Here is a 25,509-nt window from a genome sequence, read left to right on the forward strand (position 1 = left end):
GACGCGCGGCGATGCGAGTGGTGAGTAAGTGCCGAGACGACTAGGTGATTGTAGCCCCTACTCAATCACCTAGACATCTACTCACCTACGCCACTTCTCCCCTCACTCCGCCAACTCCTTCACCCGAATCTTCCGAAACGCCACCGGCCCATGGTCGCCTTGCAACATCAGCCCTCCTTCAGCGACTTCAGGTTCCAGATTCCAAGCGGCCCCGGTCGGATGTTTGAGATCGACCCGCTCGTGAACTTGCTTGCCGTTCAGCACCACGTTCTCGAACCGCGCGTTCGTCACCTTTTTGCCGGCGGCGTCGAACCGCGGCGAGTAAAACGTCAGCTTCAGCGTCTGCCACTCGCCGGCCGGCTTCGCGGCGTTCTCGCTCGGCGCGATTCCTTCGTCGATGTGCGCGTATGGCGGACCGAGCTTCGCCCGCGGATAGACGCCGCCGCACATGTCGCCGGTCAGTTCCTTCATCGCCGCCGTGTCGCGAATCTGAATTTCGTACTGCCCGTTGAGCTTCACCCCGGCGTTCGAGCGCTCAGGAATCATGAACTCGCACTCCAGCTGCACGTCCTTGAATGGTTGCTTCGTGTGGAAGTTCACCCCATCGCCGTCGCTCACGAGCACTCCTTCGCCTGGCTGCGTGACGAGCCGCCGTGGCTGCTTAGCGTCTTGCTTTGCATCGCCGACGATCGTCCAACCGCTTCGTTCGCTTTGCCAAGCGTCGAGCTTCGGCCCATCGATCAGTTCGATCCAGCCCTTAGCTGTCGAGTCGTCCGCACGCCCCGCCGAGACCACCAACATCAGCCAGGCGCAGCCGGCAAGCAGTGAACGAAATCGCAACATGAGAAGCCCTTTGCTTGGCGGCCGAAGCCGACTCGTGACGTGCCACGCCCCGCCGTGATGGCGGAGCCGAGCAGAAGAACGCCGATTATGACGGATTTGCCGGCAACTTTCGACCATCTCGGCGCCCGAGCCAAACCTAAAATTGCGTAATCCACCGCAATTCGCTGCGGCGCGATTCGACGCGGCTCGCGTCGCCCCAGCCAGTCCTGCCCGCACGCTCCCGCCATGAATCGCCGCGCCTTCACGTTTTGGTTCAGCTTCGGCCTGTTCACCATCGCCGATCGGCTGCGCGTCTACGGCCTCGACGAACTCGCCGCCGCGATGATGCGCGATGGCGCCAAGCCCGCGACAACGCTGCCAACCCACTGGCGGCTCGCCGACAACGGCGTCTGGCGCTGGTTCGAGCGCGAAACGTTCGTCGACGGCGCGTGGCGTCTCAGTGGCGTCACCACGCCGATTCGCATGGAGACGGGCGAAGCAGCCCCGGCGAACGACGGCTACCTGGCCGATGAACTCGTCCCACCCGAGGTGAGGCGTCATAAACCGACGCTCAAGGCCGAAGAAGCAATCGCCGCTGGCGAAAAGTTAGCCGACGGCGCCGAGCCAACCGACGTGGCGAAGAAATCAGCCGACGTCGCGCCGCCGGCCCCGTCAGACGATCACGAAGAACACGAGCCGAGCGAAAAGCGCCGCGCCCGCCACGGCCGACCGCCGAGCAAGTGGCTCCGCAGCCTGCACGCCGACGAACTGAAGATCTGGCTCAAGACGATCGAAGTCCCCGAAGCCGACGTCAGCGGCATGACGTTTTGGGAACATCTCACCCGCGACCATGCATTCGATCCAGTGCACATCGAAGGGCTCGATCAAGCAGAGCAGGCGAAGCTGCACGCGGCGGCCCACTACGGATACTAGCCTTGGGCTCCGCCCGGGGGTCGGTTTCCATTTCGGTAGGCGATGCCCCACGGTACGGTGAGCGACCCCCGGGCCGAGCCCGGGGCTAGAATAGTCGGCGATCCGCAATTTGTTCTGGGATGCGATGTGATGAACCCCCTTCAACGTTTTCTGGCAACGTTCGCAGTAGTCTCGCTCGTGCTCGCTGCGAACGCGGCCGCCCCTGCCGCCGAGCTGCAACCGCTGCCCGACGTGGTCGCCATCGACGTCCTGCTCCACCCCGACAAAACGATGCTCGCCGCCGCCACGAAGGCGAACGAGCAGCTCCGCACAGATTACCCTGCCGGCTTCTCGCTCGACAAACTCCACACGCCCCACATCTCGACGATCCAACGCTTCGTGCGGCGAGACGATCTCGCACGCATCGAGGCAGAACTCGATCGCGTGTTCGCCGTCGCGAAGCCGACAGCGCTCGAACTCGAAGCGACTGGCTACTACTCGCTCCCTGTCGGCGACCTCGGTCTCGCCGGCATCGTCATCAAGCCGACGAGCGAGCTCCGCGACTTGCAAGATCGCATTATCGCCGCGGTCGAACCGTTCGCCGTCGAAGGAACCGCCGATGCGTTCGTCCCCTCCGCCGACGGAGCCGCCATCGCCCCGTCGATCGTCGATTACGTCAACGGCTACGTCCCCGAACGCAGCGGCAAAAACTTCAACCCGCACGTCACCGTCGGCCTCGGCAACACGCCATTCGTGAAGCGGCTGATCGCGGCCCCCTTCCCCGCGTTCAAATTCCGCATCACCGGAGCGAGCGTCTATCACCTCGGCAACTACGGCACGGCCGCGGTCGAACTCTGGTCGCCAGACGACAAGCCGGTCGCTAAGTAAGCAACTCGTCCAACGGGCGTTCTCCACTCGCCCACGCCGCAAGCACTTGCCTGTGGCTACCGAAGCCGCGGTAAATCGCTGCAACCTGCGATCCCGTCACGACTTGGCAGAGCCCGGCTACCGGTCTGCCCGCAGTTTCGGCATGGGGTTCGCTTCTCTCAAAATGCAGGACGCCAGCACGAGACAAGCCACAAGTTAAGTGACAGGAGTGAGCAGCGATGGAAACTAAACATAACCTCCGCGAGCAAACGATCGAGAAGGTCCAAGACCTCATTCAGATCAACATCGATAGCCAGAAGGGTTTCTGCGAAGTTGCCGACAAGGTGAAAGACAAGCAACTAGCTGCCCTCTTCAAGCAGCTCGGCGACGAACGCCGCACGAACACCACTGAGCTGCAGCAAATTGTGAATTTCAACGGCGAGAAGCCGCAGCACGACGGTTCGTTCGCGGCTACCGTTCACCGAGCTTGGATCGACGTTCGCGCCGCCATCAACGGCGGCGATGCGAGCGTCATCCTCAACGAAGCCGAGCGCGGCGAGGATGCCATCAAAGAAATGTACGAAGACGTGCTGAAAGAGACGGCCGGCTCGGCCGTCAACGACGTGCTTACTCGACAGTATGCGAAGGTGAAGGCAGGCCACGATAAAGTTCGCGACCTGCGAAACGCCTACGCCCATGCGTAGGCCCCTTCGCCCTCGCATGCGGCATGAGCCGAAGCGACGGAAGATGAGACCGTCGCTTCGGCCAAGCTAAATCATCGTGCGCCGAGGGTGGCTCCACCTGCTATTGAGCCGCCCTCGGCTATCGCGTTGTTCGATAGTTAGCCAGTACGCGCAGTACGACTGCAGAATCCAGTAGCAGACTTATCAGCGAGGCCGGCGTCCTGCGTTGTCGCCGTCGTTCGAAGCCTCGCGGCGGTCCTGCGAAAAATGCGGCGGGACAATTTGCGGCGGCGACACGTGATTGTCGCTAATCGTCGACGCGACGACGAACTTCACCATGTAGCCGAGATCTTCTTGGTCGAACGGCTTCGTGATGTAGAAGTCGCAGCCCGCGCGACGGGCCGCCTCTTCGTCTTCTTTCATCGCCCGCGCTGTGACCGCCCAAATGGGCGTGTTGCACGTCGCTGGGTGGGCGCGCAATCGCCGCGTCGCTTCCAAACCGCACATTCCTGGCAGTCCGATATCCATCAAAATAAGATCGGGTGGGCTGTGCGCTGCAAACTCCAGCGCCTCTTCCGCCGAGGGGAACGAAACCAACTGCGCAGCAACCCCTTCAAACGCAAAGATGTCTTCAATCAGCAAGGTGTTGTCGTCGTTGTCTTCGATTAGCAGAACTGTCTTCATCACTTCGCTCAAGCAGTCGGTTGCAGGCTGGCTTCGTGGGCTTGCCGGTGTTGGAAAACGTCGTCAGTGCGTGCGGTCGATTCGTAGTCAGTTGGTTTAGGCATCGGCAGCGGCTTGCTCTGCACTGAGCGTCGGCTGCAACGCAGGCGGTTCGGGTTCTTCCTCGAGTTCGATCGTTCGCGGGACGACGAGCGCAAAGGTGCTGCCCGCGCCCGCTTGGCTTTCGAGCGTAATCTCGCCCTGCATCGCCGACGCGAACGTCGCGCAAATCGCGAGTCCCAGCCCTGTTCCTTCCGCATGACGCCCAGCGGAATGGACCTGCTCGAAGTTCTCAAAGATGCGGCTCTGATCCTGCGACGGAATCCCAATCCCCGTATCCGACACTGCGAAGATCCAGTTCTCCTCGTCCGATCGCGCGGCAAGCGTGATCGTGCCGGCGTCGGTGAACTTCACCGCATTGGCGAGCAAATTGAGCAGCACCTGCTTCAACTTCGTCCGGTCGAGCAGCGGCGTCCCCAAATCGTCCGGTACGACGACGGTAAATTCTACTCCGGGACGCTTCTGCAGCAGCGGCTCGGTCATCGCAATCAGTTCGTCGAACAGCTCCGCAACATCCACGGGCTCCATCATCAGCGCTTGCTCACGCGCCTCGGCCTTCGCAAGGTCGAGTACGTTGTTGACGAGCGCCAGCAGGTGCCGTCCGCTCGCGGCGATCCGCTCGATGCGATTTCGCTGATGATCGTCGAGTCCATGAACGCCGACGTGCCGCAGCAGTCCGGTGGAAAAACCGATGATCGAGTTCAACGGCGTCCGCAACTCATGGCTCATGTTGCGCAGAAACGTCGCCTTCGCCATCGCCGCGGCCTGAGCCGCCTCAGCCATTTCGGCGAGGGCTCGATTCGAACCTGCAATCGCCTCAACATGGGCGAGCAGTTGCTTTTTCGATTCGCGTTCCTCGGTGATGTCGCTCGCCGACCCTGCCATGCGGTAGGGCCGCCCCGTAGCGTCCCATGCCGCTTGTCCGCGAATCCGCACCCAAATCCACCGGTTATGCAGCGTGAGATAACGCACGGTGACGTCGTACGGAGCGCGGTCTTGGCAATGAGCGTCAATCGCTGCCCGCACCTCGGCCACGTCGCTTGAATGGACGCGGGTGAACCACTCTTCAACGCTTAGTTTCTCGTCGCCGGGCGGGAAGCCGAAAATCTCACGGTAGCGCGCCGAGGCGTAGAAGCCAGCCTGGTCGGTCCGCCATTCCCAGATCCCGTCTTGCGATGCGCCCACGGCGAGATCGAAGCGCTGTTCACTGTCTCGCAGGGCCGCCGCCGCCCGTTCCGCTTCCGCCGTCTGTCGCGATGCCCGCTGGCGCATATTGATCGCCGCCGCCAACAGCAGCGCGCTCAGCAGGCCCTTGGCCAGCGCCAGATCGGGAGTCTTCGAGTAATGAAGCGCCACGGTCTCCGGCGTGGGCCAGACCTTGAAACGCCAATCGAGTCCGCGGAGCTTGAGCATCGTCGATTCGGCGACAGTGGAATCCGCCGTCGCTTCGTCGGCGCTGGCGAAAATGGTCCGCCCGCCTTCTTCGACGCTAAAGCTGTAGGCGTCGTGCCGACGGTCGTCGGCCAAGCCGCCCAGGATCGTATCGATGCGAAACACCGCCGCGATATACCCCGTCACGTCGCCAGATTTGCCGACGGTCGGCAAGTAGCCGATGAACCCCGATTCGCCGTGTATTAGGGCCAACACAGGCGTGAACGCAAACTGCCCGGTCTCTCGCGAGCGAACAACCGCGTCATGCCGCGGCCCCGGAGGCAACACTTTGCCGAAGACGTCCTCGCGTTCGCCGGCGGAACAAACCCAAGCTATCCGTAGTTCGGGATTGATCCAGTTGATCGCCAAGATGCCGCCGAAGTCTTCGAGCAGCCGCCGCGCATCTTTCCGCTGCTGCGGTCGATCGAGCACTCCCCAACGATCGGCAAAGCGATCGACTGCTTGAAGCCGTAACTGAAGTTGTTCGCGAACTTGCAGACGCAAGCCCGCCGCCGCCACAGCCGTCGCCCGTCGCAGCTGCAGCGTTTCGTTGTCGACCAGTTCTCGCCACACAAGCACGCTAGCCGCCGCCAGCGCGAACGACGCAGGATAAGCCAGCCACGATGATCCGTCCGCCGCCGCTTCGCGATAGGCCATCGCCACGACGACGCCCCCCAGCAAAAACAAGCCGACCGCCGTCGGCAGCGCCATGCCGGTGGTCAGCTGCCAACCGACGCGTAAATCAGTTCCCATGACGTAACGACTCAACGCCACGAGCGCCAACATGCAGACGACGATTCCTGCCAGCGACGCCACGGCAACGTCGAACCGCGGAAAGTTTCGCACGAGAATCGCGACGCTTAGCAACATAAAGCAGAGCGATACGCCCAAAGCCATTCGGCCGTCGCCGACGCGCTTGATCAACGCCTCGCTCGGCTCGTGCAGGACCGACTCCATGCCGATGGACGCCCCGCTGGCGACTTCGACGAAGTGCAACCCGCTGAACGCCAGCGCCGCTCCAGCCAGCCAGGTCGCCGCTTGCCGCCGGTGCGTCACGCTGCAGAAAAGCGCGGCCCCGCTCAACGCGAATATCACCGCCGTATTGAATCGCAACGTCGGCCCTGGATTGGCCAACCGCAGCAGATCGGCATAGCCTGCTAGCCAGGCGATGATCATCGTCGCGCCGAGCGACATCGCCAGCGCGGCGACGACGAGAGCGCTCCATTCCACCAGCGAGTAACGTCGAAGCGGCTGCATAGCGAGATCGACGGATGAAGAACAACCAACCCAGGCTGCGGCGCTGGTCGACCAATCGGCAAGACGACGCGATTTTGGGGGACCGTAGCGGCCAGTTTTCGTATATTTGGCAATTATCCACTAGAGAACTTTTGCGCAATCCGAACGCTACAATGGGCTCTCCGCTTCCTAAAACGAGGGACAGCGCTCTTCGCCCAACTCACCCATCACCGCCGAGAAACGGACGATGAAGGCTTTCCAATACGAATCTTTCAGCCTCGATGGCTTGAAACGGGTCGACCTCCCCGAGCCGCAGCCAGGCCCCCAAGAGGTCGCGTTGCGGTTTCGCGCAGCCTCGCTCAACTACCGCGATTTGCTCTTCGCCTGGGGCGTCTACAACCCGAAGGCCCGGTTCCCCGCGATTCCGCTCTCCGATGGCGCCGGTGAAGTGGTCGCCGTCGGCAGCGAGGTCACGCGGTGGAAACCGGGCGATCGCGTCTGCCCGATCTTCACCCAAGGCTGGCTCGAAGGCCCCTACAACGCCGCCAAGGCTGGCACCACGCTCGGCGCCGGCGATCTCCCCGGCGTTCTCCGCGAAGTCGGCACGTTCCACGAACAGTCGCTCGTCCGCATCCCCGACTATCTCTCGTTCGAAGAAGCCGCCACGCTCCCCTGCGCCGCGGTCACGGTCTGGAACTCGCTCGTCGTCTTCGGGAATCTGAAAGCGGGCGAGACGGTGCTCACGCTCGGCACCGGCGGCGTCTCGATCTTCGCGCTGCAACTCGCGAAACTACACGGCGCGCGGGTCATCTCCACCAGCAGCAGCGACGCGAAACTCGAGCGCGTTCGCGCGCTGGGCGCCGACGAAACGATCAACTACAAAACGCATCCCGCGTGGGAGAAGGAAGTCCTCCGCCTTACCAACGGCGTCGGCGTCGATCACGTCGTCGAAGTCGGCGGCGCCGGAACCATCGGCAAATCGATCTCCTCGGCGCGCATCGCCGGCAAGATCGGCGTCATCGGCGTGCTGGCCCAAGGCGAAGGCGTCAACCCGATGTTCCTGTTGATGAAGACGCTCGCGCTGCAAGGCATCTTCGTCGGCTCGCGCGAAATGTTCGAACATCTCAATGCCGCGATCACGACGGCGCAGTTGAAGCCGGTGATCGATCGGACGTTTGCCTTCGACGAAGCCGTCGAGGCGCTGCGGCATATGGAGACCGGTTCGCACTTTGGGAAGATTGTGCTGAAATACTAGGGCGTACTCATGACTGAAGTCTGGCGAACGTTAAAACCTGGCGATCGCATTCGCTTACTCCGCGTTCCCGACAGCGATCTTCGCCAGCGCGAACAAGAACTTCTAACCGGCGCGGAGATGGCTGGTTGGACGGCCGATACGCTGGAGCGAATCATCTCGCTCGATCCAGTCGTCGCCATTGATCATGTTGATGAATATGGCATGCCTTGGTTCGAATACGAGCTGGTTGGAGAGGATGGCCGCGTCGATTACCATTCGTTGGGAATTTCGGAAGACGAATCGTGGGAACGCGTCGACCCGTGAGTGTTCTCGCGTCTCGCCTTAACCACCATTTACCTGCAACACGCTCCGGCGGGTCGTTGACCCGCGGCTACGTCGCTTCACTTCAACGTTGGCGCCTATGCTGTTCTACCTCAGCACCTTCTTCGGCCTCGCGTTGATCTTCCTCGCCCTGTACGACGCATTTGAAACGCTCGTCCTGCCGCGACGCGTCACGCGGCGCTTGCGGATCGCGCGGGTTTACTTCCGCGTCACATGGACCGCCTGGCGCCGACTCTGCGATTTGCCGCGCACTGGTCGTACGCGCGAAAGCCTCCTCAGCATCTTTGGCCCGCTGTCGCTCTTCGGGTTATTCATCTGCTGGATGCTGCTCATCGTCACCGGCTTCGCGCTGCTGCATTGGCTCGGCCACACGCTCACGCCGCCGTCGAATCGCGACTTCCGCCAATGTCTCTATCACAGCGGCGAAACCTTCTTCACGCTCGGCTACGGCGACGTCACCCCGGTGACATACGTCGGCAAGCTGCTCGCCGTCTCCGAAGCCGGTATTGGCTTCGGCTTCATGGCCGTGGTGATCGGCTATCTGCCGGTGCTGTACCAAGCCTTCTCTAACCGCGAACGGAACATCACACTGCTCGACGCTCGCGCCGGTTCGCCGCCGACGGTGTACGAACTGTGGCGGCGCCTCGGCGGAACGGGCGAGCGGATCGAAACCGACCGCTTCCTCGGCGAGTGGGAAATCTGGTCAGCGGAGCTGCTCGAAAGCCACCTCTCGTTCCCGGTTCTCTGCTACTACCGCTCGCAACACGACAATCAATCGTGGCTCGCCGCGCTTGCGCTCGTGCTCGACGCCGCGTCGCTCTTGCTCGTGCATGGCATCGAAGGCTCGCGCTTGCGGGCACGGCTGACGTTCGCGATGGCACGCCACGCGGCCGTCGATATGTGCCTAGTGTTCCAACTCCCGCCGCGTGAGCCGCCTGTCGAACGTCTCAACGACGAAGAGCTTCGCCGCTGTTTCAGCCTTGCCCATCGTCCGCTGAGCGACGAGCAGATCACGCAGCTTCGCGAACTGCAGGCGATCTACGAACCGTTCCTCCAAGCGCTGGCTGACTACTTCCGCCTTCACTTGCCGCGGTTCATTTCCGATCGGCCGACTGCTGACAATTGGCAAACGAGTCCCTGGACGAGTCGGGCGCCGCATCTCGATGAGCTTTCGGGGGAGAGCTCAGCGGCGAGTGAGCATTTTCGTTAGGCGGGCTGTTGAGGCGCAAAGCTGAAGTTGGTTCGCTCCGGCCGGTCGTTGACCGGCGGCTAAGTTCAAGTTTCTGCACTTGAACGCCGATCAGGGGGCAAGGCGTGTGCGCTGATGCGCACCTTGTCTGCTAGCAAGAGATCGGGGGAGAGCGTCGGCATGTCGGAACAATCTTCGCGCAGTTCGCTGTTGGCTTCCGGCACCGTGATCGCAGCGCTCATCAGCGGCGTGACGGCACTGATCACCGCCTTGCTCCCGTGGTTCTTGCCTGACCGCAGCCAGCCGGTCGAACCCGCGGCCATCGCCGCGACTCGCGACGTGCCGGCAACGCACGGAGCGCCGAACTTCACCATCGGCGCCTGGACGATTACCTCCAGCGTCGACGACGAGGGCAACGACTACGCCGGCAGCACGCTGCGGTTTCTGTCGCAGCACGACCTCGGCGACCGCATCGAGGTGACTGGCTTCTTCGAATGGCGGCTGCAACAGCAGACGCTTGGCCGCGAGCAAGTCACCGCCACCTACGATCCCGCGACGCGCCAGCTCTACATCGAGGGAAAGTACACCGACAACCCCGAGATCCTCGCTCCCGGCTCGTTCTCAGCCGAGGTTTCAGAGGATGGCCGGCAACTTCTCAATGGCCGGTGGGGCAACGTCCCCGGCGAGCGTGTCGGCGTTCTCGGCACCTGGGAAGCCCGCCGCTAGCCGGTGCCCTAGCCCCGGGCTCCGCCCGGGGGTCGTTCTCCACTCCGGTCGGCTCCGTCGCGCGTAGCGCCACCCCCGGGGCAGAGCCCGGGGCTAGAAATCCCGCCAATTGTTGCCGCAAGCTCCAACGGCACGCCGACGCCCACTGCAGCCTAAACGCCTTGGACATCCTATTCTCAGGCCAATTCCGGCCGGTTCGCAGGGCAGTTTGAGAACCTTTCCGCCCCTCAAACGTGGCGTTCCACACCGTTTCGGCTTATCATAAATATTCACCCCTCGCTGAGGCGCGACGGGCGACTTGGAACGCCGCTTGGCTGCGCGGCCGCTGTCGCGACATAAAGCCAAACTTCTCTCCATTGACGACGACCACGAGGAACAGATGAAGCATTTCGTGTCCCGAGCCCTCTTTGCGGCTGCGCTCGCGTGCCTTCCCGGCATCGCCGCCGCTGCGAACTACGACGAATCGGTCAGCGGCGACATCTCCGGCGTCCCCGCCACTCCGACGACGATCGCCTTCACCGAAGGCGCCAACGTCATTAAGGGCACCGCCGGCACGCCCGCCGACTACGACGTCATCAGCTTCACCATCCCCGATGGCCACCAACTCTCGTCGCTCTACCTCGACGCCTACTCGAACCTGGGCTACCAATCGTTCGTCGGCCTGCAAAACAGCGCAACCTGGACGACCGGCCTCGGCTTCGGGGTCGTCGGCGAAACGTTGATGGGCTACGCCCTCTTCGACGCCGGTCTCATTGGCACCAACCTGCTGGCCGACATCGGCGTCAACGGCGTCGGCTTCGGCTCGGGCTTCACCCCGCCCCTCCCCAGCGGCGCCTACTCGTTCTTGATTCAAGACACGACCAGCCCGTTCAGCTACCAATTCACCTTCAACGTCACCGCGGTCCCTGAACCGGCGACCATTGGCCTCGCCGCCTGCGGCCTGCTGGCGATCACCCGTATGCGACGCCGCTAGTCGGCAAGTGACTTGCAGCCGCACAGCAGCGAATGCCAAAGTACCGAAAACGCCAATAGCCCCGACCTAGCTAGGTCGGGGCTATTTTTTTTTGCGCTCTCTACTTCTGCTACGACGTGCAGTCGTTCAAATTTGCCCCTGTCCGCCGTCGGCAAACAGTTCCACGCCATTGACGAAGCTGCTCTCGTCAGACGCCAAGAACAGCACGACGTTAGCAATTTCCTCAGGCGTACCGGCACGCCCTGCAGGCGCAGCCTCGGCGGTTGAAGCTTCAATGCCGCGAATTTGCTCATCGGTCAGCTTCAAGCTGTTCTTGTAGCCAGGCGTCACTACGGTGCCGGGACTAACAACGTTCACGCGAATCCGCCGCGGCTTCAAGTCGACAGCCCACCCGCGCGCGAACGACCGCACCGCCGCCTTCGTCGCGGAGTAGACGCTGAATGCCGGAAAGCCTTTGATCGACACCAACGAGGCGTTGAGCACAATCGAACCGCCGTCGGGCATCAACGGCAACGCCTTCTGTACCGTGAACAGCAGTCCCTTCACGTTTAGATTGAACACCGTGTCGAAATGCTCTTCGGTGATCTCCCCCAGCGGCGCGAACGCGGCCGTGCCGGCATTCGCGAAGACGACGTCGAGCCGCCCCTTCTGTTCTTTGATCGTGGCGAACAATCGGTCGAGATCTGCCAGCTTCGACGCGTCTCCTTGCACGGCGGTGACGTTCGAACCGATTTCCTTCACCGCCGCGTCGAGCTCCGCCTGACGCCGGCCAGTGATGAACACGTAGGCCCCTTCCGCGACGAACCGTTTGGCGGTGGCGAGCCCCAGCCCGCTGTTACCTCCCGTAACGAGCGCAACTTTGCCCTGCAATTGCTGTGACATCGGAATGCTCCTCATTGTCGCAGCTACCCTCCTCCGCGATCACGCGAGAGGAGAGCAACGCGATTGTTGATTGCCAGAGAACGGCCGCGGCGAGAATCAAGTAAACCCGCCGCCGACGCGGATTTCTTCGCCAGTCACCCACCCCGAAGCGCTCGAAGCCATGAAGGCGACCACCGGGGCGACGTCGCTCGGCTGGCCAATCCGACCAAGCGGCGTTTGAGCTTCCGTCAATTTGCGGAACTCGCCGTCATGAGCCGTGATGTTCGCAGCCGTCGTTCCTTCGGTCTCGATCATGCCCGGATTGACCGAGTTGACGCGAATGCCACGCGGGCCAAGTTCTTTCGCCAGCGAACGAGTCACCGCGTCGACCGCAGCCTTCGTCGCGCTGTAAACGGCCGTTTGCGGCAACGCAGTCGTCGAGACGATCGAACTAATGTTGATGACGCTCCCGCCGGGGCCCATTAATTTCACCGCCTCTTGCGTAGCAAGCAGCAGCCCCAGCACGTTCAAGTTGAATTGCTTGTGAAAGTGTTCGGGCGTGATCTCCTCAATCCCTGCGAACTCGTAGATGCCCGCGTTGTTCACCAAGACGTCGACCTTGCCGTACGCCTTCTTCGCTTCTGCGAACAGCTTTACCACGTCGGCCGGATCGGCGACGTTGGCGCCGACCGCCACCGCCTTACCTCCCTTCGCCGTGATATCGGCGACCACCTTGTCGGCGCCCGCCTTGCTGCTCGAGTAATTGACGACGACTGCGGCGCCCTGGGCCGCAAGCTCACGGGCGATCTCGGCGCCAATCCCTTTCGAGGCGCCAGTGACGAGGGCAACTTTACCGGCAAGCGTAGCCATGGGAGGAATCCTTAAGCGAGGCGGGTGTGAAGGGGGGTAGTTGAACCTGTAGACGAAATAAAAGCCATCAACTTCGTCGATCAACGGCCGCTGTGGGGAACGTGGCGGCCTTGAGGTGGGTTTTCGATTGACCGACGAAGCCGGCTGGCACTGGACGATTGGTTCGCCTGGAGCTGGTTACGCAGCCGGTTCGCCAAGTGTTCTGTACCGTTCAGTAAAAAATATCCCGTGCGCAATTTGACTGCAAGTGCTATAATTTACTGATCGGTAAAAAAGGAGCGTTCCCATGGCCGCTGGCAGACCCCGCAGTTTCGACGCCGACAAAGCGCTCGACCGGGCGATGCGCGTCTTCTGGCGCCGCGGCTACGAAGGCGCCTCGCTCCCCGAGCTGACCAAAGCGATGGGCATCAACCGCCCTAGCATGTACGCGGCCTTCGGTAATAAGGAAGCGCTCTTCAAAAAGGCCGTCGATCGCTATCTCGAAGAGCCGGCCGCCCACCTGGCCGCGTGCCTCGCCGCCCCCACGATCGCCGAAGTCACCAAGCGGCTGATCCTCGGCGCCGCCGAACGCTTGGGCTGCCCGAAGAACCCCCGCGGCTGCCTCATCATGAACGGCGCCCTCGCCTGCGGCAAAGAGTCCGAATCGATCCGTCGCGACTTGGTCGCTCGCCGCGGCGAGCACGACCAAGCAATCCGCGCCCGCTTCGCGCAAGCGGCCGCCGCCGGCGAACTCCGCAAGGGCGCCGATCCCGACGCTCTCGCGCGTTACATCTCGACGGTGATGCAAGGCCTCGCCGTGCAAGCCGCCAGTGGCGCCACGCCCGAGCAACTCCGCAGCGTCGCGGAGGTCGCGCTCGCCAATTGGCCGAAGTGAAAACTTAAAATCTTCTTCATCTTCGCTGAATCGTCGGAGAAACGGGGCGCTCCGCGCGATCGCCAACGGTCGAACGTCGCCCATCGTTGGGGTATAGTATCGGTTTACGTCCCTCGAACCGGAGGCCGACTGCGATGCCTGCCGTGCTCGCCCCCCTTCGCATTGCGTACTACTCGCTTGCCATCGCGATCTGCTGCGCGGCCATCGGCTCCGCGGGCGAGTTCAACCCCACGCTCAACATCGGCGACGCCGCCCCCGCCTGGGAAAAACTCCCCGGCGTTGACGGCAAAGAACATTCACTCGCCGATCTCGACGCCAAACTGCCGGTCGTCGTCGTCTTCATCTGCAACAGCTGCGACGTCGCCGCCGACTATGAAGACCGCATCATCGCCTTCGCCGAAAAGCATCAAGACGAAACCGCCGTCGTCGCCATCTGCGCGAGCGCGAAACCCGCCGACGCCCTCCCCCGCCTCCGCGAACGGGCCGAAGCCAGAAAATTCCCGTTCATTTACCTGCACGACAAGTCGCAACAAATCGGCCAAGCCTACGGCGCCAACTACACCCCCGAGTTCTTCCTGCTCTCCGCCGGCAAACCCGAAGTACGCCGCATCGTCTACATGGGCGCCATGGACGACAGCACCTACGCCGATCAAGTAAAATCGAACTACCTCGAACCAGCCCTCGCCGCACTCCTCGCCGGCGACGAACCAACCACCAAAGAAACCGCCCCCCGCGGCTGCCGCATTAAGTATCCCCGCAAAAGAGAGTAGAGGTCGGAGTCCAGAGGTCAGTAACTCTGCACGACTCTCCCCCATTCAGCATTCCCCATTCCCCATTTGCATCATGCTCTACGCCACCAGAACGTTACTCGTCGCCCTCCTACTACTCATCCCCTCCGCCGCCCACGCCGAAGACCTCATCGGCCTCTTCCTCTCCTGGCAGCAAGATCCCACCACGACGATGACCGTCACCTGGGTCGACATCTACGCCCACAGCAGCCCGACGATTCTCTACCGCAAATACGACGGCGAGAAACACTCGCCCGAAACCAAGTGGCAGAAAGCCACGCCCGCCAGCCAATCGACCGTCGGCCCGACGACGCTCCAACTTCGCCGCACCGAACTCACCGGCCTCGAACCCGGCACGCGCTACGAGTTCGGCATCGGCGATAAGACCGAAGACGTCACCCACTTCTGGCGTTTCGACACGATGCCCGCCAAGCTCACCGAGCCCCTCACGTTCGTCGCCGGCGGCGACATGATGCATAGCCGCGAACTGCTCGACGACATGAACCGCGAAATGCAAAAGCTCGACCCCGACTTCGCCGTCCTGATGGGCGACATCGCCTACGAGAACGGCGTCTACGGCACGCACTGGATCGACTGGCTGCAGTCGTGGCGCCGCTACAGCGTCGGCAAAGAAAAGCGGCTCATCCCGCTCGTCATCGGCATCGGCAACCACGAAGTGAAGGGCCACTACAACGGCCGCATCCCGCAAGACGCCCCCTACTTCTACAGCATCTTCGCGCTGCCGGGCGATCGCTCGTACTACGCCCTCGACTTCGGCAAGTACCTCTCGCTCGTCATCCTCGACACGCAACACACGCAACCCGTCATCGGCCCGCAAGCCGACTGGCTCGGCAAGGCTCTCGCCGAACGCGCGGACCAACAGTTTCTGTTCGCGGGCTACCACTTCCCGGCATTCGGCACCGCGAAGGGCCCGAAAGACGGCGGCGCCATCGACGCCCCGCTTGCGCTCGACCTGCAAAAGCACTGGGTCCCCAACTTCGAACGCTATGGCATGACCGCCGTCTTCGAAAACGACCACCACACGTTCAAACGAACCCACCGCATCCGCAATCGCGAGCGCGACGACGAGAACGGCATCCTCTACCTCGGCGACGGCTGCTGGGGCGTCGAACCCCGCCCCGTCCCCAAACCAGGCGCCGCCTGGTGGCTCGCCAAAGCCGAATCCCGCAACCACCTCTGGCGGGTGGAACTCGACCCGAATGGCGAAGCGAAGTTCGAAGCCATCGACGCCGACGGCAAGGTGTTTGATGAGACGGAGATCGAAACCCCGCGTACCAAACCTACTCAATCAACTCCAACAAAGTGATTCAGCCTAACCAGTTACTCTCGGTTATTGTTAAAGCAGTACTTCTCATCACCAATCGAAATCGTTGTGGTAATACCCATATCGATTAGGTGCATGGCGAGATTTTTCGGAGCTTCGCTACCATCAGGGATTAGCCCTACGTAGACATCGAGCCCACCGTAAAACCGCAAGTGCAGCAGATACAATCCAAACTGATCCGGGGAGGTGAATTGAAACGAGAATACGTCGGGATTCTCGCCAAGTCTCTCCGTTCCTTGAAGTTCGAGAGACACCTTATCTCGCAAAAATCTTTGGAACTCTTTGGCATTCGCCGATTCAACTTTCAGAAACCCTAACACGGTTTTCGTTACGCCCTGAAACCGTTCTGCAAAGTGGTGGTAGTGCAAGCCTCTGGCAATTCGATCAAAACAATTCTCCAGCCGAGAATGATCAGGCGTCCCCCAAATCACATCAATAAATTTATTCGGGGCAAGCTCTATAACCTCCCACTTTTGGTTTAGCATCGCCTTTTGCAAGAGCGAGAACGAACTACGATATATCGCCTTGTTAACCTTCGAGAACTTGTGCTTGTAGCCAATTGAGTTGTTACCGATGATTCCAGCGAGACTAACCATCAAGAACTCGTCGTCAGCACACTTAGCGCTATTGTGTCTCTCGCACGACGGAACTGTGATCAGATTTTCCCTACACTGAATTCCAACGTCCTTGCTCTCTGGAAATAAGCATCGAGGCGGCACATGCTCTTTAGATGTACTGGGCCGATCACACATGTAGCACAGCAGTGATTTCGTCATCGCAATTACCCGCGACTGCTAATCTACTCCACCAGCGCTCATGACACCGGTGAGTATACCCTGGTTCATGCTGCAACCAATTCTATATCTCTAGCGGGTAGCCCAGGTTGGCGTACTCGCCTACCTGGGCGGCGCAGCCGCAAGAGGCCAACCCAACCGATGCTCGCAGTCGAACCCCTCCAGTCCACAACGCGAACTGGCGTTCGGCAGGCTCAAAAATAAATCTGAAACCGAGTCCAAAACAAATTACTGTGATGCTGCATCCCCCCCGGCCGGTACGGAATCGGCTGGGCGAACATCGCATGCTGCCAGTCAAAGTAAATCTTCGTGAACTTGTTGAGATACCAGTTCACCCCCGAGTCGATCGTCTTCACATGCCCGGTCCACTCGTTGCGATCAGCGAAGCCGCCTGAAAAAATCTCGTCGCCGACGGTGAATTCGTCGTAACGCGATTGCACTTCAATCGCCCCGAGGCCCCGTTTCTCGTCGCGCAAGTCGAACGGATGAAGCGGTTCGACGAACGTCCGCCGCGTCAGTTCCTCGCCGGTCAGGAAGTAGCCAAACTGCGCATGCCACCCATGCGTCGGCACCCGCTGGTACGGGTCGTCGCCGACCGAGTAGCTGTTGTACCCCGTCTCCCAACCGGTCATCAGCGTCAGCTGCTTATAGTACAACGCCGAGTGGACGTCCCACAAATGCCGCGGCCCGCGTTCGCGCACATCGTCGTTCAATTCCAAGAACCACGGCGCCGCCTCGTCGGCCCCTTCGCTGTCGGTCGCGTTGAGCGACGTCCAAAACTGCCGCGGCCGCGGCGCTTGGTCTTGAATGCCGTACGCCATCGAGCCGCCGACGTTCCAATACTTCAGCGCCGGCAGCGATTCGTTATCTTGCAACGGCCGCAGGTTCAGGTACGCCAGCACGTCCTTGTCGGCGTTGAAATCGTAGTACTGATTCCGCGGCCCCGCCGACAACGCCACCGCGTACTCCCCCTTCTCATCCCCGCGCTCGCCATGCAGCATCAACGCCCAGTTGCGGTTGTAGCCATAGTTGATCGCAAATACCGACCGCTCCGGCGTCGGCAAGAACTGGTTGCTCAGCGCGTACCAATCGTAGGTGAATGGCACGCGAAACCGTCCGACGCGAAATTGAAATCGCGAGTCGTAGTTAAAATTGAAATAGGCGTCGAGCAAGTTGAGATCGCCCAACCCCTTATTCAACGAGACGCTGTATTCGATCGGCTCGGTGAGACTGCCGTTGAAATAGAGCCGCATCCGCGAAATGTAGAACCCATACTGGTTCACCGGCTCCGAGTCGCTTTGCTCGTACGCCCGCACGTCGAGCTGCGTTTCGTTGTGAAACGCCATGTCGTACTCGCCATCGTGCGTCGTCCACTTAAAGCCTTCGCCAAACGTCGACGCCGTCCGTTGCTCCCCCTCAGCCGGCTCCGGCTCGTCGCCGCGAATATCATCCGGCTGATCGTCGAAACTCCACCGCGAACTCGGCCCCTGCCCGATCGGCCCGCCCCCGTTCGCCTGCGCTCCGCCGCCGTCTCCAGACGACCGCTCGAGCGCCTCGTCCAGCGACGCCGTCATCGCCTCGACCTGCGACCGCAGCCGCTGGTTCTCGACGATCATTTCCTCATGTTGCGTCGCGAGCGCCGTGTGATTTTGCTCCAACTGCTGCAGCCGCGTTTCGAGCGAAACGACCGCTGGCGCCGTTGTATCAATGGAGCTGCTAAGCGACGCCGCATCCTCGGCGAGAGCGCCGCCGACTCCGAGCGCCAGCCACGCTCCCAAGAAGCAACCAATCAATTGCTGGCGCCCGCGAATACGCATTCATTGCCCGAAAAGAGTGATGAGTCCCGACTCTCGACTTATCGGTCCACATCCGCGCGCCAGTCAGCAAACAGATCGTTCCTGAGCCCGATTTTATGTTCGCCGCCCACATCCTTACAGAAGCGTAAGCTCCGGCCGCTAGCAGTCCCGTCCGCGTCGCTCCCCCTCATTCGTGGGCCCTGCACCTCGGCCGCACCGCGGAGGTATAGTGACGGCGTCGCTCCCATCGCCCGGAGACGCTCGCCATGCAGCTGGACCAAGCTAAACTCGCCGCCGTCTTCACTCCCGAAATCAATCGCATCATCGCCTCGGGAAGCCAATTGGCCCGCGCTGGCCGAGTCGACTACTACCCGCCCGAGCATTTCCTCATGGGCCTGCTGTCGTCCCGCACGCCCGTCATGCAGGCGGTCAAAGACGAGTTCATGGTCACCGCCGAGTCGATGTGGGCGCGACTCCGCGTCCACTTCCAAATGCCGGACATTATCTATATGTGCAGTAAGCCGCCGATGACTCCGCACTTGAAGCAGATCATCAGCGACGTGTGCGACGCAGCGATTAGCGACGGACGCCAAGTTCGCCCGTTCGATCTACTCCTCGGCGTCGTTCAGAATCCCTCGCCGATACTTAGCCGAGCGCTGGTCGAGTTCGACTTAACGCCCCAAGAACTGGGCCCATTCATTAGCGCCCACGAACACCTTGAACCGCCGAAACCGATCGGCCCCATCGTCGAACCGATAAGGTGCGCCCAACAATCGGACTGCGTCGCTTCAGCGACCAGTCAGAACCAGCGGAAACGCCAGCCCACGCCGCCGCGCTATCGCGCGACGCGTCGCGCAAGAATGCCCGCATGCGGAATGAGCCCCGGGCCTTCCAGCGTCGAGTACTCGGCAACGACGCGCACGATGCGTGCCTGCGGATACGAGCGCAGCAGTTCTTTGTAGATTGGCGTTTTTGAGAGCAGACGCTTGAAAGTGCGCTGCCAGCGGACTCGCTTCACCTCGGCCGCCCCTGACGACGAAAGTCGCAACGGCGCCATAAGTGACACGTCGCTGCCAAGCGTCTCTAGCGCGCCGCCCCGCATGACGGCGTACAACATGCCCAGCCACCCGCCGAACATCAGAAAGAGCATCACCTTTCCATCGTCGGCGTCGGAGCGTCGCGACCATTCGCGCTCGCACAGGACCTCAAACCACAACGTGGTCGTCGCTTCTTGCTCGGTGAGCGGGCAAATCACGTTGCTCGGCAATTCACCTCGTTTGATCTGGCTGCGAACCCGCTCTAGCACGCTGCCGTGATCGTCGGCGGCTCCAGCCATCGCTCGCAGCGCCGATAGCCTCGGCACCTCGACGCTTCGGGTGCAGCGACACGCGATTGCAGTCCCCGCATCGCTAGCCGACACAAGCAATGTCTGGCCGCATTCGCATCGAACGGAAAGTCCCATCGCTCGACCCACCAGTCGCCAAAATCGATCAGCTAATGTGCGGACTGCGTCGCTTCAGCGACCATTCTGAACCTGCGCACTACTCAATCTCACTCTTGAGACCACGCGCTTCGCGCTCCATCTTCTCCACATACTCGCCCTTCTGGTCAAGCGAACTGCTAATCTCGCGACTGCGGTCCGACGACAGCAGCGAGCCCGAGCTCGGCGGCGGGGTCTTGCACCCGGCAAGGGCCAAGAGCAAACAACAAGGAGTGAGCAGTTTAAGCATAAGGATACCAGCGGGCACAGCTATCGCTGCGGAGAAGCCGAGCTAGATACGACTTTCGGCCACCCCGGTCAACGCCACCCGGCGCCAGCATCGGCCGACGGAGCGTCGTTGCCGCTGGAAGAGGAACCGCCGATGAACGCGAATGAGTGTTCAGTCGACTGCGTTGATGGGCGGTACTTCCAACTGCCTACCGCCGACTGCCCCTTGCCCACTTTCCGCCAACTTTTGTGTTGAAACTGGGCCACCAATTATGCCATGCTCAACTCCACGCTCCGGCGGTCGTGCGCACCCTTCGCGCGCGTCCGCCGCTGTTTCGCCGGCATCCGTTCTTTGACAATTTCACGCGCACTGCAACCGTCTCCGCTCTCGCGGTGATGTCGCGTAGTGTCGCATCAAGTCGCTTAATGTCGCCTCGCGATAGGCGATAGCAGCGACCGTTTCGACGCAACGCCTTCCACAGAAACGACTTAACAGCGACGTCTTAGTGTCGCCTAAAATCGCTTTTTCGCTCGGAGTCGATGCGACATGCGACACGACATGACTCGCGACACGAGCCGGCCGCCCAGCAGAAAGTTGAGCAAACGGTTTAGCGAAGCAGTCCGCACATCGCGGTCACTTCATCAACTGCTGGATCCCCTTCATAAGGACGCCTTCCACGCTCGGCGCCACCCGCGACGCCCGGTCGCTCGTCTCGTAGCCCCCCTGAGCATACGAATCATGCAGGCCGATGTAGCCCGAGCCGTAGTCGCCGTAGGCCGCAACGCACACCTCCGAGTCGGGCCGCAGCCCTTGCGCCGCGAGTTGGTATTCGACGAACAGCTCGCCCGGCAAGTGGAGCAAATCGACCTCGCCGATCCGCATCCGACCGAGCGTCACCTGCCGGCCCGCTTCGCACTCGCGCAGAAATTGCAGATGCCGCACCGCCTGTAGGCGATCAAACTCGGGCAGGTTTTTATCCGCGATCGTCGCCGTCAGCTCCGCCGCATTGAGATGCTTCCCCGGCGGCAACGCGATTTGCTCGGTCGACCAATCGATCACAGTCGACTCGTCGATCGGCTCCTTCTCGCTCGACTCCCACGCCGTCGCCATCCCCGCCGCAAGCCGCTTGGCAAGTTCTGGCCGCATCTCGGGCGACCCGTTGTTGTACTTCCCGGCGCCAATGTTCCCGCCCGCCCCATTGAAGTGAACATGCAACGGCCCCGGCACAGCCTCTTCGCGCAGCGCGCGGGCCATCCCCGGGAAGTCGGCGTTCACGCGGCCCTTGCCGTAGTAACTTTGCGGATGCGTCGCGTAGTAAGTGAGAATCGCGACCGGTTCATCCCCATTCCAGAATCCAATCGCGCGGGCCTGCGGATCGATGATCCCCTCGGGCTGAGCAACCGCCTCTGGATCGGTACACGCCGTGTACCGCACCCATTTGACTTTTCCGTCGGGGCCAAGGCAGCGACGGTTCGAACCAACCTTCTCAACCTTCCCGCTGCCGTGGCTCACATGCGTCACTGGCACGACCTTGCCGGTCGCCTCCTTCACCGCATCGGCCGTCCGCGCGATCGCTTCCCGCGCGAACTCAACCTTGAAGAGCTTCCCGCCGAGGCCATACTCGCTCGCGAGCTTGTCGGCACCAAAGTCGCACCCCGGTGCATCGTGTTGATGAAGGGCATGAATCGCCACCCGCTCGGGCGTCGTCCCCGCCGCGGCCGCAATCGCCTCTTTAAAAGCATCCTGCCCGTCGTTGCCGACGCCGACCCAATCGAGCGCCACCAGCACCACCGGCTGCTCGCCCGCCGGCACGAGCACAACGCCCCGCGCCGTCAGCTGGCCGTCAATCGCCGACGCCGGATCGCACAGCGCATCGCACAGCGGCGTCCCAATCGGCGGCGTCACATCGACCTTGAACGTCCCCACCGCCAACCGCGGCGCCGCCGCATCGACTCCTGCCGCCACGATCAATGCACCGAATATCGCGCACAAATATCGCATACCACCTCCATAAAACCGCGACCGGTGGTCGCGGGCATTTATGTATTCGCCGCACTCACAACTCACTCCGCAAATACGCAATGAGATCCGCCATCCCCTGCACATCAATCTCCCGTTCAAACCCCTCCGGCATCAACGACAATCCGGTCGATTCCATCACATCAATGTCAGCCCGCGGCACCGTCTGCGTCGCCTTCTCGGCGCCGGTGAGCGTCACCGTGTTCGCCGTCTCCGCCGAGACGACGCCGCTGTGGGCCAGCCCGTCGACGGTGACGATATTGTACTGAATAAATTTCGGATCGACCTCGCGATTGGGGTCGAGCACGTTCACCAAGAGCGCCTCCGGCGTCCGCGTGACGACGGTGGCCAAGTCGGCGCCGACTTCTGTTCCAAACCCTTCGCGGCGATGGCAAACCGCACAATTCTTTCGGAAGATCGCCCGCCCCTGCTCCGCGTTCCCCACCAGTTGCAGCGCCTCGCGATACGCCTCCAGCACGTCCGCCCTCGAAGAGACGCCGGCAGCGAGCGCCTTGGCTGCTCGCTCACGAACCTGAGCATCAGCATGAGTGGTAAGCCGCTGCGTCGTCGACGGATCAAGATCCCGCGTCGAGAGTTCTTGCTGTTCGATAGCCGCCACCAGCGCCGACGAGGTGGCCGGCCGCGCGAGCAGCAGTTCCGCCCCCTGCAGCCGCAACGCGGGGCTCATCCCCCGCCACGCGGCGACGATCGGCTCCGCAATCGCTTGCTCATCGAACCCGCCCAGCGCCGCCAGCGCCGCCGTCTGCACCTCCTGCGGCTGATGCGGGGCGATCAATTCCCCCAACAGTGGCGCCACCGTTGCGAACTTGCCCATCCCAAGTTGGTTGATCGCCGCCACTCGCACAGCGGCGTCCGCGTCATCGTTCGCAGCGACTTGCACCGCGGCCGTCACCAATTCGTCAATCAACGGCTCGATGGCCTTCTCTTGCAGACTCAACTCGGCGCGGACCTCGGCAGCCCGCCCACCTGCGCCGCGCAACGCCGCCACCAGCAGATCGCTGGCAAGCGCTTGGTTCAAACTTCGCGCAGCCGCCACATCAGCGGCAAGCGACTCGAGCTCTTTCCGCTCGCCGCGAGCGCCAATCTGCCGCGCCACCTCAGCCAGAAACCCTCGCCCTGCCGGCGTCGATGCGAACTTCTGATCAGCAATCAATTCGTGCAACAACGCCTCGGCGCCTTGAGCAACCGAGCTCAGTACGGCGATCTGCATGTCAGCGTTCTCAACGTCTCGCTTGATGATCTTCACCAGCGCTTCGACCTTCGTCGCAGCGAGGCTATTCCCCAAGGCGAAAGCCACTCGATAGCGAACGTTGAGGTCTGGATCCTCGGCCAAGTCCGACAACGTCGCCTCGAGAATCATTCGCTCAGTCGATCTACCCTCAGCGCAATTGCGAAGCCTACTTCCAGCGAGCCGCACCCCATGTTCGCGAAGCGTCGAATCAGTTTCCGCTGCCATGGAGCGGAGAATCGCGTAACTAATGGGCTGGTTGGCGTCCTGCAATCCGTTGAGAGCCAGCAAGCCCCCCTCAAGGGACATTTTCGACTCGTCGAAAGCGAGCGCGCCGCTAAGCAACTCGACTGCCGCCGGATCGTTCTGCTCGTACAACAACCGCGCCGCTGTCGTGCGATGCCAACCGTTTGGATGCCCCAGCATCGCGACCAGTTCGTCCGTCGTCTTCGCATCGCCCGGCAATGCGCGGCTGAATTGCTCACGCTTCTGCTCCGCCGTGCGATCAGCCCTGATCGCTCGATACAACCGCCCCTTGTCGCGACCGCTCGTGAGGTCGAGATGCTGCTTGATGATCGGCGGCAAGCTATCGGGATGCTCGATCACCTCACGGTACATATCGAGGATGTAGAGATTGCCATCGGGCCCGTTGGCAAACTGCACCGGTCGGAACCAGATATCTCGCGAAGCCACGAACTCCCGCCCCGGCGTCGCCCGCCGCGCGACGAGCGCGATGTCATCGGGTCGCGACTCAAGCGTCTTGCGATGCACGAGGTTGCTCCCCACATCGCCGACGAAGGCGTTACCGCGGTACTCCGCCGGCCACGCATCGCCGGTGTAGATCGTTACGCCCGTGGCGCTCGTGAAGTAACCCGCCGGTCGGCCGCCTCCTTCAACAATGCCGGGAACAATGCCCTTCGCCCGCAGCCGTGTGCGGATCTCGCGCCACGGCTCGACCGGGCTGATGCGAAACACGTCGGCCGTTGGCCCCTCGATCGCGATGCTCCGCAGCGACGATGGCGCCTGCAGATGCGGGTTCCGCGACAGGTCGGCGTCGTCAGCAACGATCTGCTGGATGTGGTTGCTGTTGTTGCACGTGAACTCTCGCCCCAGCGGGTCGATGAAGTAGCCATGCTGGCTCGCCCCGCTTTCGGCGCTAACGTTGAGCGTCTTCGGATCGAACGAAAAGTTCCGCCCGCGGAGAACCAGCGGCTCGGCGTCGGGCTGGTCGCCCCGCCGCAGATCAGCCCCGCAGCTGCTCACGGCGACGTGAATCCGGTTCTCCAAACCCCAGCGAAATGAATTCAGTAACCCCTGAACGTTATGCGTCCCAAAACCCGTGAACACGACCTTCCGCACCTCGGCCCGGCCATCGCCGTCGGCGTCCTTAAGGTACAGAATCTCCGGCGGAGCCCCCACGAATACGCCGCCGTCGTAGCAGAGAATCGCCGTCGGCCACTCGAGCCCATCGGCGTAGACGCTGCTTTTCTCGAACCGGCCGTCATGGTCGGCGTCCTCCAGCACGCGAATGCAGCCGAGCATATCGTCGGGATTCTCGCTGTAGCCGAGCATCTCGACGATGAACATCCGGCCATGCTCATCGAAATCGAGGGCGACCGGATCGGTCGTCGCCGGCTCCGCAGCGGCCAATTCCAGGGCGAAACCAGGCTCGATCTCAAACGATTTAGGAGCCTGCTCTGGCTCCAGCGGCGCAATTCGAGGGAGATCTCCAGAGTAGTCACGCTCGATCGAGTCATCGGCAGCTGCCGCCGCGACTTGGCTCGGAGACTCACCCCAAGCTGGACAGGAGCAGGCCACAACCAGCAGCATAGCCAGTAACAAAAGGCGCGAAAGTGCATTCACCATGCCGACAGCTTACACCGCTCCGCCGCCGGCGGCCACCTGCCGCTCGCAACCCGTCGCCAAACACACGGCTCGGCCCCGTTTCAACGCGTTGCGTCGTCCACCTCCGTCTCGAAACGAGGGATTTTGTCCGTAACCGCGGC

The 25,509-nt window shown here is 62.0% G+C and carries 23 protein-coding genes; 12 read left to right on the top strand and 11 right to left on the bottom strand.

The annotated features are described in order from the left end of the window. Window positions 1–102: 102 nt before the first annotated feature. Entirely contained in the window at window positions 103–843 is a 741-nt protein-coding gene (locus ACQY7R_RS16080) for a 3-keto-disaccharide hydrolase (RefSeq protein ID WP_428306587.1), read from the bottom strand. 225 nt (window positions 844–1,068) lie between these two features. Between ACQY7R_RS16080 and ACQY7R_RS16085 the strand changes: the two genes are divergently transcribed. From ACQY7R_RS16085 to ACQY7R_RS16095, 3 genes are all read left to right on the top strand, one after another. Beyond that, window positions 1,069–1,755: a hypothetical protein gene (locus ACQY7R_RS16085; protein ID WP_428306588.1), complete on the top strand. Its 687-nt coding sequence runs from the start codon at window positions 1,069–1,071 to the stop codon at window positions 1,753–1,755. 129 nt (window positions 1,756–1,884) lie between these two features. Then, window positions 1,885–2,622 carry a 2'-5' RNA ligase family protein gene (locus ACQY7R_RS16090; protein ID WP_428306589.1) on the top strand — a complete coding sequence of 246 codons (738 nt, stop codon included), beginning with the start codon at window positions 1,885–1,887 and terminating at the stop codon, window positions 2,620–2,622. A 218-nt stretch (window positions 2,623–2,840) separates the two neighbouring features. Next, window positions 2,841–3,305 carry a PA2169 family four-helix-bundle protein gene (locus tag ACQY7R_RS16095; protein ID WP_428306590.1) on the top strand — a complete coding sequence of 155 codons (465 nt, stop codon included), beginning with the start codon at window positions 2,841–2,843 and terminating at the stop codon, window positions 3,303–3,305. A 183-nt stretch (window positions 3,306–3,488) separates the two neighbouring features. Here ACQY7R_RS16095 and ACQY7R_RS16100 read toward each other — a convergent pair whose 3' ends face one another. Both ACQY7R_RS16100 and ACQY7R_RS16105 read right to left on the bottom strand, forming a co-directional pair. Then, window positions 3,489–3,968 carry a response regulator gene (locus ACQY7R_RS16100; RefSeq protein WP_428306591.1) on the bottom strand — a complete coding sequence of 160 codons (480 nt, stop codon included), beginning with the start codon at window positions 3,966–3,968 and terminating at the stop codon, window positions 3,489–3,491. Between the two features lie 96 nt (window positions 3,969–4,064). Beyond that, window positions 4,065–6,755, bottom strand: coding sequence for an ATP-binding protein (locus ACQY7R_RS16105; RefSeq protein WP_428306592.1), 2,691 nt, complete (start codon window positions 6,753–6,755; stop codon window positions 4,065–4,067). A gap of 226 nt (window positions 6,756–6,981) precedes the next feature. Between ACQY7R_RS16105 and ACQY7R_RS16110 the strand changes: the two genes are divergently transcribed. The 4 genes from ACQY7R_RS16110 to ACQY7R_RS16125 all read left to right on the top strand — a co-directional run bounded on the left by ACQY7R_RS16110 (window position 6,982) and on the right by ACQY7R_RS16125 (window position 10,225). After that, window positions 6,982–7,989, top strand: a complete 1,008-nt coding sequence (locus tag ACQY7R_RS16110) for a zinc-dependent alcohol dehydrogenase family protein (protein ID WP_428306593.1) — start codon at window positions 6,982–6,984, stop codon at window positions 7,987–7,989. Window positions 7,990–7,998: 9 nt separating this feature from the next. Further along, a complete protein-coding gene (locus ACQY7R_RS16115) occupies window positions 7,999–8,292 on the top strand; it encodes a hypothetical protein (protein ID WP_428306594.1) in 294 nt (97 codons plus the stop codon). A gap of 97 nt (window positions 8,293–8,389) precedes the next feature. Further along, window positions 8,390–9,520, top strand: coding sequence for a potassium channel family protein (locus tag ACQY7R_RS16120; protein ID WP_428306595.1), 1,131 nt, complete (start codon window positions 8,390–8,392; stop codon window positions 9,518–9,520). Window positions 9,521–9,679: 159 nt separating this feature from the next. Beyond that, window positions 9,680–10,225: a hypothetical protein gene (locus ACQY7R_RS16125; RefSeq protein ID WP_428306596.1), complete on the top strand. Its 546-nt coding sequence runs from the start codon at window positions 9,680–9,682 to the stop codon at window positions 10,223–10,225. A gap of 259 nt (window positions 10,226–10,484) precedes the next feature. On the opposite strand, the gene ACQY7R_RS16130 is transcribed toward ACQY7R_RS16125, so the two are convergent. Next, complete coding sequence (locus ACQY7R_RS16130) at window positions 10,485–10,613, bottom strand: hypothetical protein (protein ID WP_428306597.1); 129 nt, start codon at window positions 10,611–10,613, stop codon at window positions 10,485–10,487. A 3-nt stretch (window positions 10,614–10,616) separates the two neighbouring features. Between ACQY7R_RS16130 and ACQY7R_RS16135 the strand changes: the two genes are divergently transcribed. Next, on the top strand, window positions 10,617–11,198 hold the full coding sequence (locus ACQY7R_RS16135; protein ID WP_428306598.1) for a hypothetical protein: 582 nt from the start codon (window positions 10,617–10,619) through the stop codon (window positions 11,196–11,198). 126 nt (window positions 11,199–11,324) lie between these two features. On the opposite strand, the gene ACQY7R_RS16140 is transcribed toward ACQY7R_RS16135, so the two are convergent. Beyond that, a complete protein-coding gene (locus ACQY7R_RS16140) occupies window positions 11,325–12,080 on the bottom strand; it encodes a glucose 1-dehydrogenase (protein WP_428306599.1) in 756 nt (251 codons plus the stop codon). A 96-nt stretch (window positions 12,081–12,176) separates the two neighbouring features. Next, entirely contained in the window at window positions 12,177–12,929 is a 753-nt protein-coding gene (locus ACQY7R_RS16145) for an SDR family NAD(P)-dependent oxidoreductase (RefSeq protein WP_428306600.1), read from the bottom strand. A 286-nt stretch (window positions 12,930–13,215) separates the two neighbouring features. Here ACQY7R_RS16145 and ACQY7R_RS16150 point away from each other — a divergent pair, with 286 nt between their 5' ends. The 3 genes from ACQY7R_RS16150 to ACQY7R_RS16160 all read left to right on the top strand — a co-directional run bounded on the left by ACQY7R_RS16150 (window position 13,216) and on the right by ACQY7R_RS16160 (window position 15,918). Beyond that, window positions 13,216–13,803: a TetR/AcrR family transcriptional regulator gene (locus ACQY7R_RS16150; RefSeq protein WP_428306601.1), complete on the top strand. Its 588-nt coding sequence runs from the start codon at window positions 13,216–13,218 to the stop codon at window positions 13,801–13,803. Window positions 13,804–13,937: 134 nt separating this feature from the next. Further along, entirely contained in the window at window positions 13,938–14,573 is a 636-nt protein-coding gene (locus tag ACQY7R_RS16155; RefSeq protein WP_428306602.1) for a redoxin domain-containing protein, read from the top strand. A gap of 73 nt (window positions 14,574–14,646) precedes the next feature. Beyond that, on the top strand, window positions 14,647–15,918 hold the full coding sequence (locus tag ACQY7R_RS16160; protein ID WP_428306603.1) for a fibronectin type III domain-containing protein: 1,272 nt from the start codon (window positions 14,647–14,649) through the stop codon (window positions 15,916–15,918). Between the two features lie 14 nt (window positions 15,919–15,932). On the opposite strand, the gene ACQY7R_RS16165 is transcribed toward ACQY7R_RS16160, so the two are convergent. Together ACQY7R_RS16165 and ACQY7R_RS16170 are read right to left on the bottom strand one after the other, a co-directional pair. Then, window positions 15,933–16,532, bottom strand: coding sequence for a hypothetical protein (locus ACQY7R_RS16165; protein ID WP_428306604.1), 600 nt, complete (start codon window positions 16,530–16,532; stop codon window positions 15,933–15,935). A gap of 392 nt (window positions 16,533–16,924) precedes the next feature. Next, a complete protein-coding gene (locus ACQY7R_RS16170; RefSeq protein ID WP_428306605.1) occupies window positions 16,925–18,547 on the bottom strand; it encodes a porin in 1,623 nt (540 codons plus the stop codon). 245 nt (window positions 18,548–18,792) lie between these two features. Here ACQY7R_RS16170 and ACQY7R_RS16175 point away from each other — a divergent pair, with 245 nt between their 5' ends. Further along, window positions 18,793–19,488, top strand: a complete 696-nt coding sequence (locus tag ACQY7R_RS16175; RefSeq protein WP_428306606.1) for a hypothetical protein — start codon at window positions 18,793–18,795, stop codon at window positions 19,486–19,488. Window positions 19,489–20,067: 579 nt separating this feature from the next. Here the strand turns inward: ACQY7R_RS16175 and ACQY7R_RS16180 are convergent. The 3 genes from ACQY7R_RS16180 to ACQY7R_RS16190 all read right to left on the bottom strand — a co-directional run bounded on the left by ACQY7R_RS16180 (window position 20,068) and on the right by ACQY7R_RS16190 (window position 25,321). Next, window positions 20,068–20,256, bottom strand: a complete 189-nt coding sequence (locus tag ACQY7R_RS16180; RefSeq protein WP_428306607.1) for a hypothetical protein — start codon at window positions 20,254–20,256, stop codon at window positions 20,068–20,070. Window positions 20,257–20,868: 612 nt separating this feature from the next. Next, window positions 20,869–22,236: a hypothetical protein gene (locus tag ACQY7R_RS16185; RefSeq protein ID WP_428306608.1), complete on the bottom strand. Its 1,368-nt coding sequence runs from the start codon at window positions 22,234–22,236 to the stop codon at window positions 20,869–20,871. Window positions 22,237–22,291: 55 nt separating this feature from the next. Next, on the bottom strand, window positions 22,292–25,321 hold the full coding sequence (locus ACQY7R_RS16190) for a PVC-type heme-binding CxxCH protein (protein ID WP_428306609.1): 3,030 nt from the start codon (window positions 25,319–25,321) through the stop codon (window positions 22,292–22,294). Between the last annotated feature and the right edge of the window lie 188 nt (window positions 25,322–25,509).

Origin of the sequence: Lacipirellula sp. (assembly GCF_965279485.1) — a bacterium.
Lineage (GTDB): Bacteria > Planctomycetota > Planctomycetia > Pirellulales > Lacipirellulaceae > Lacipirellula.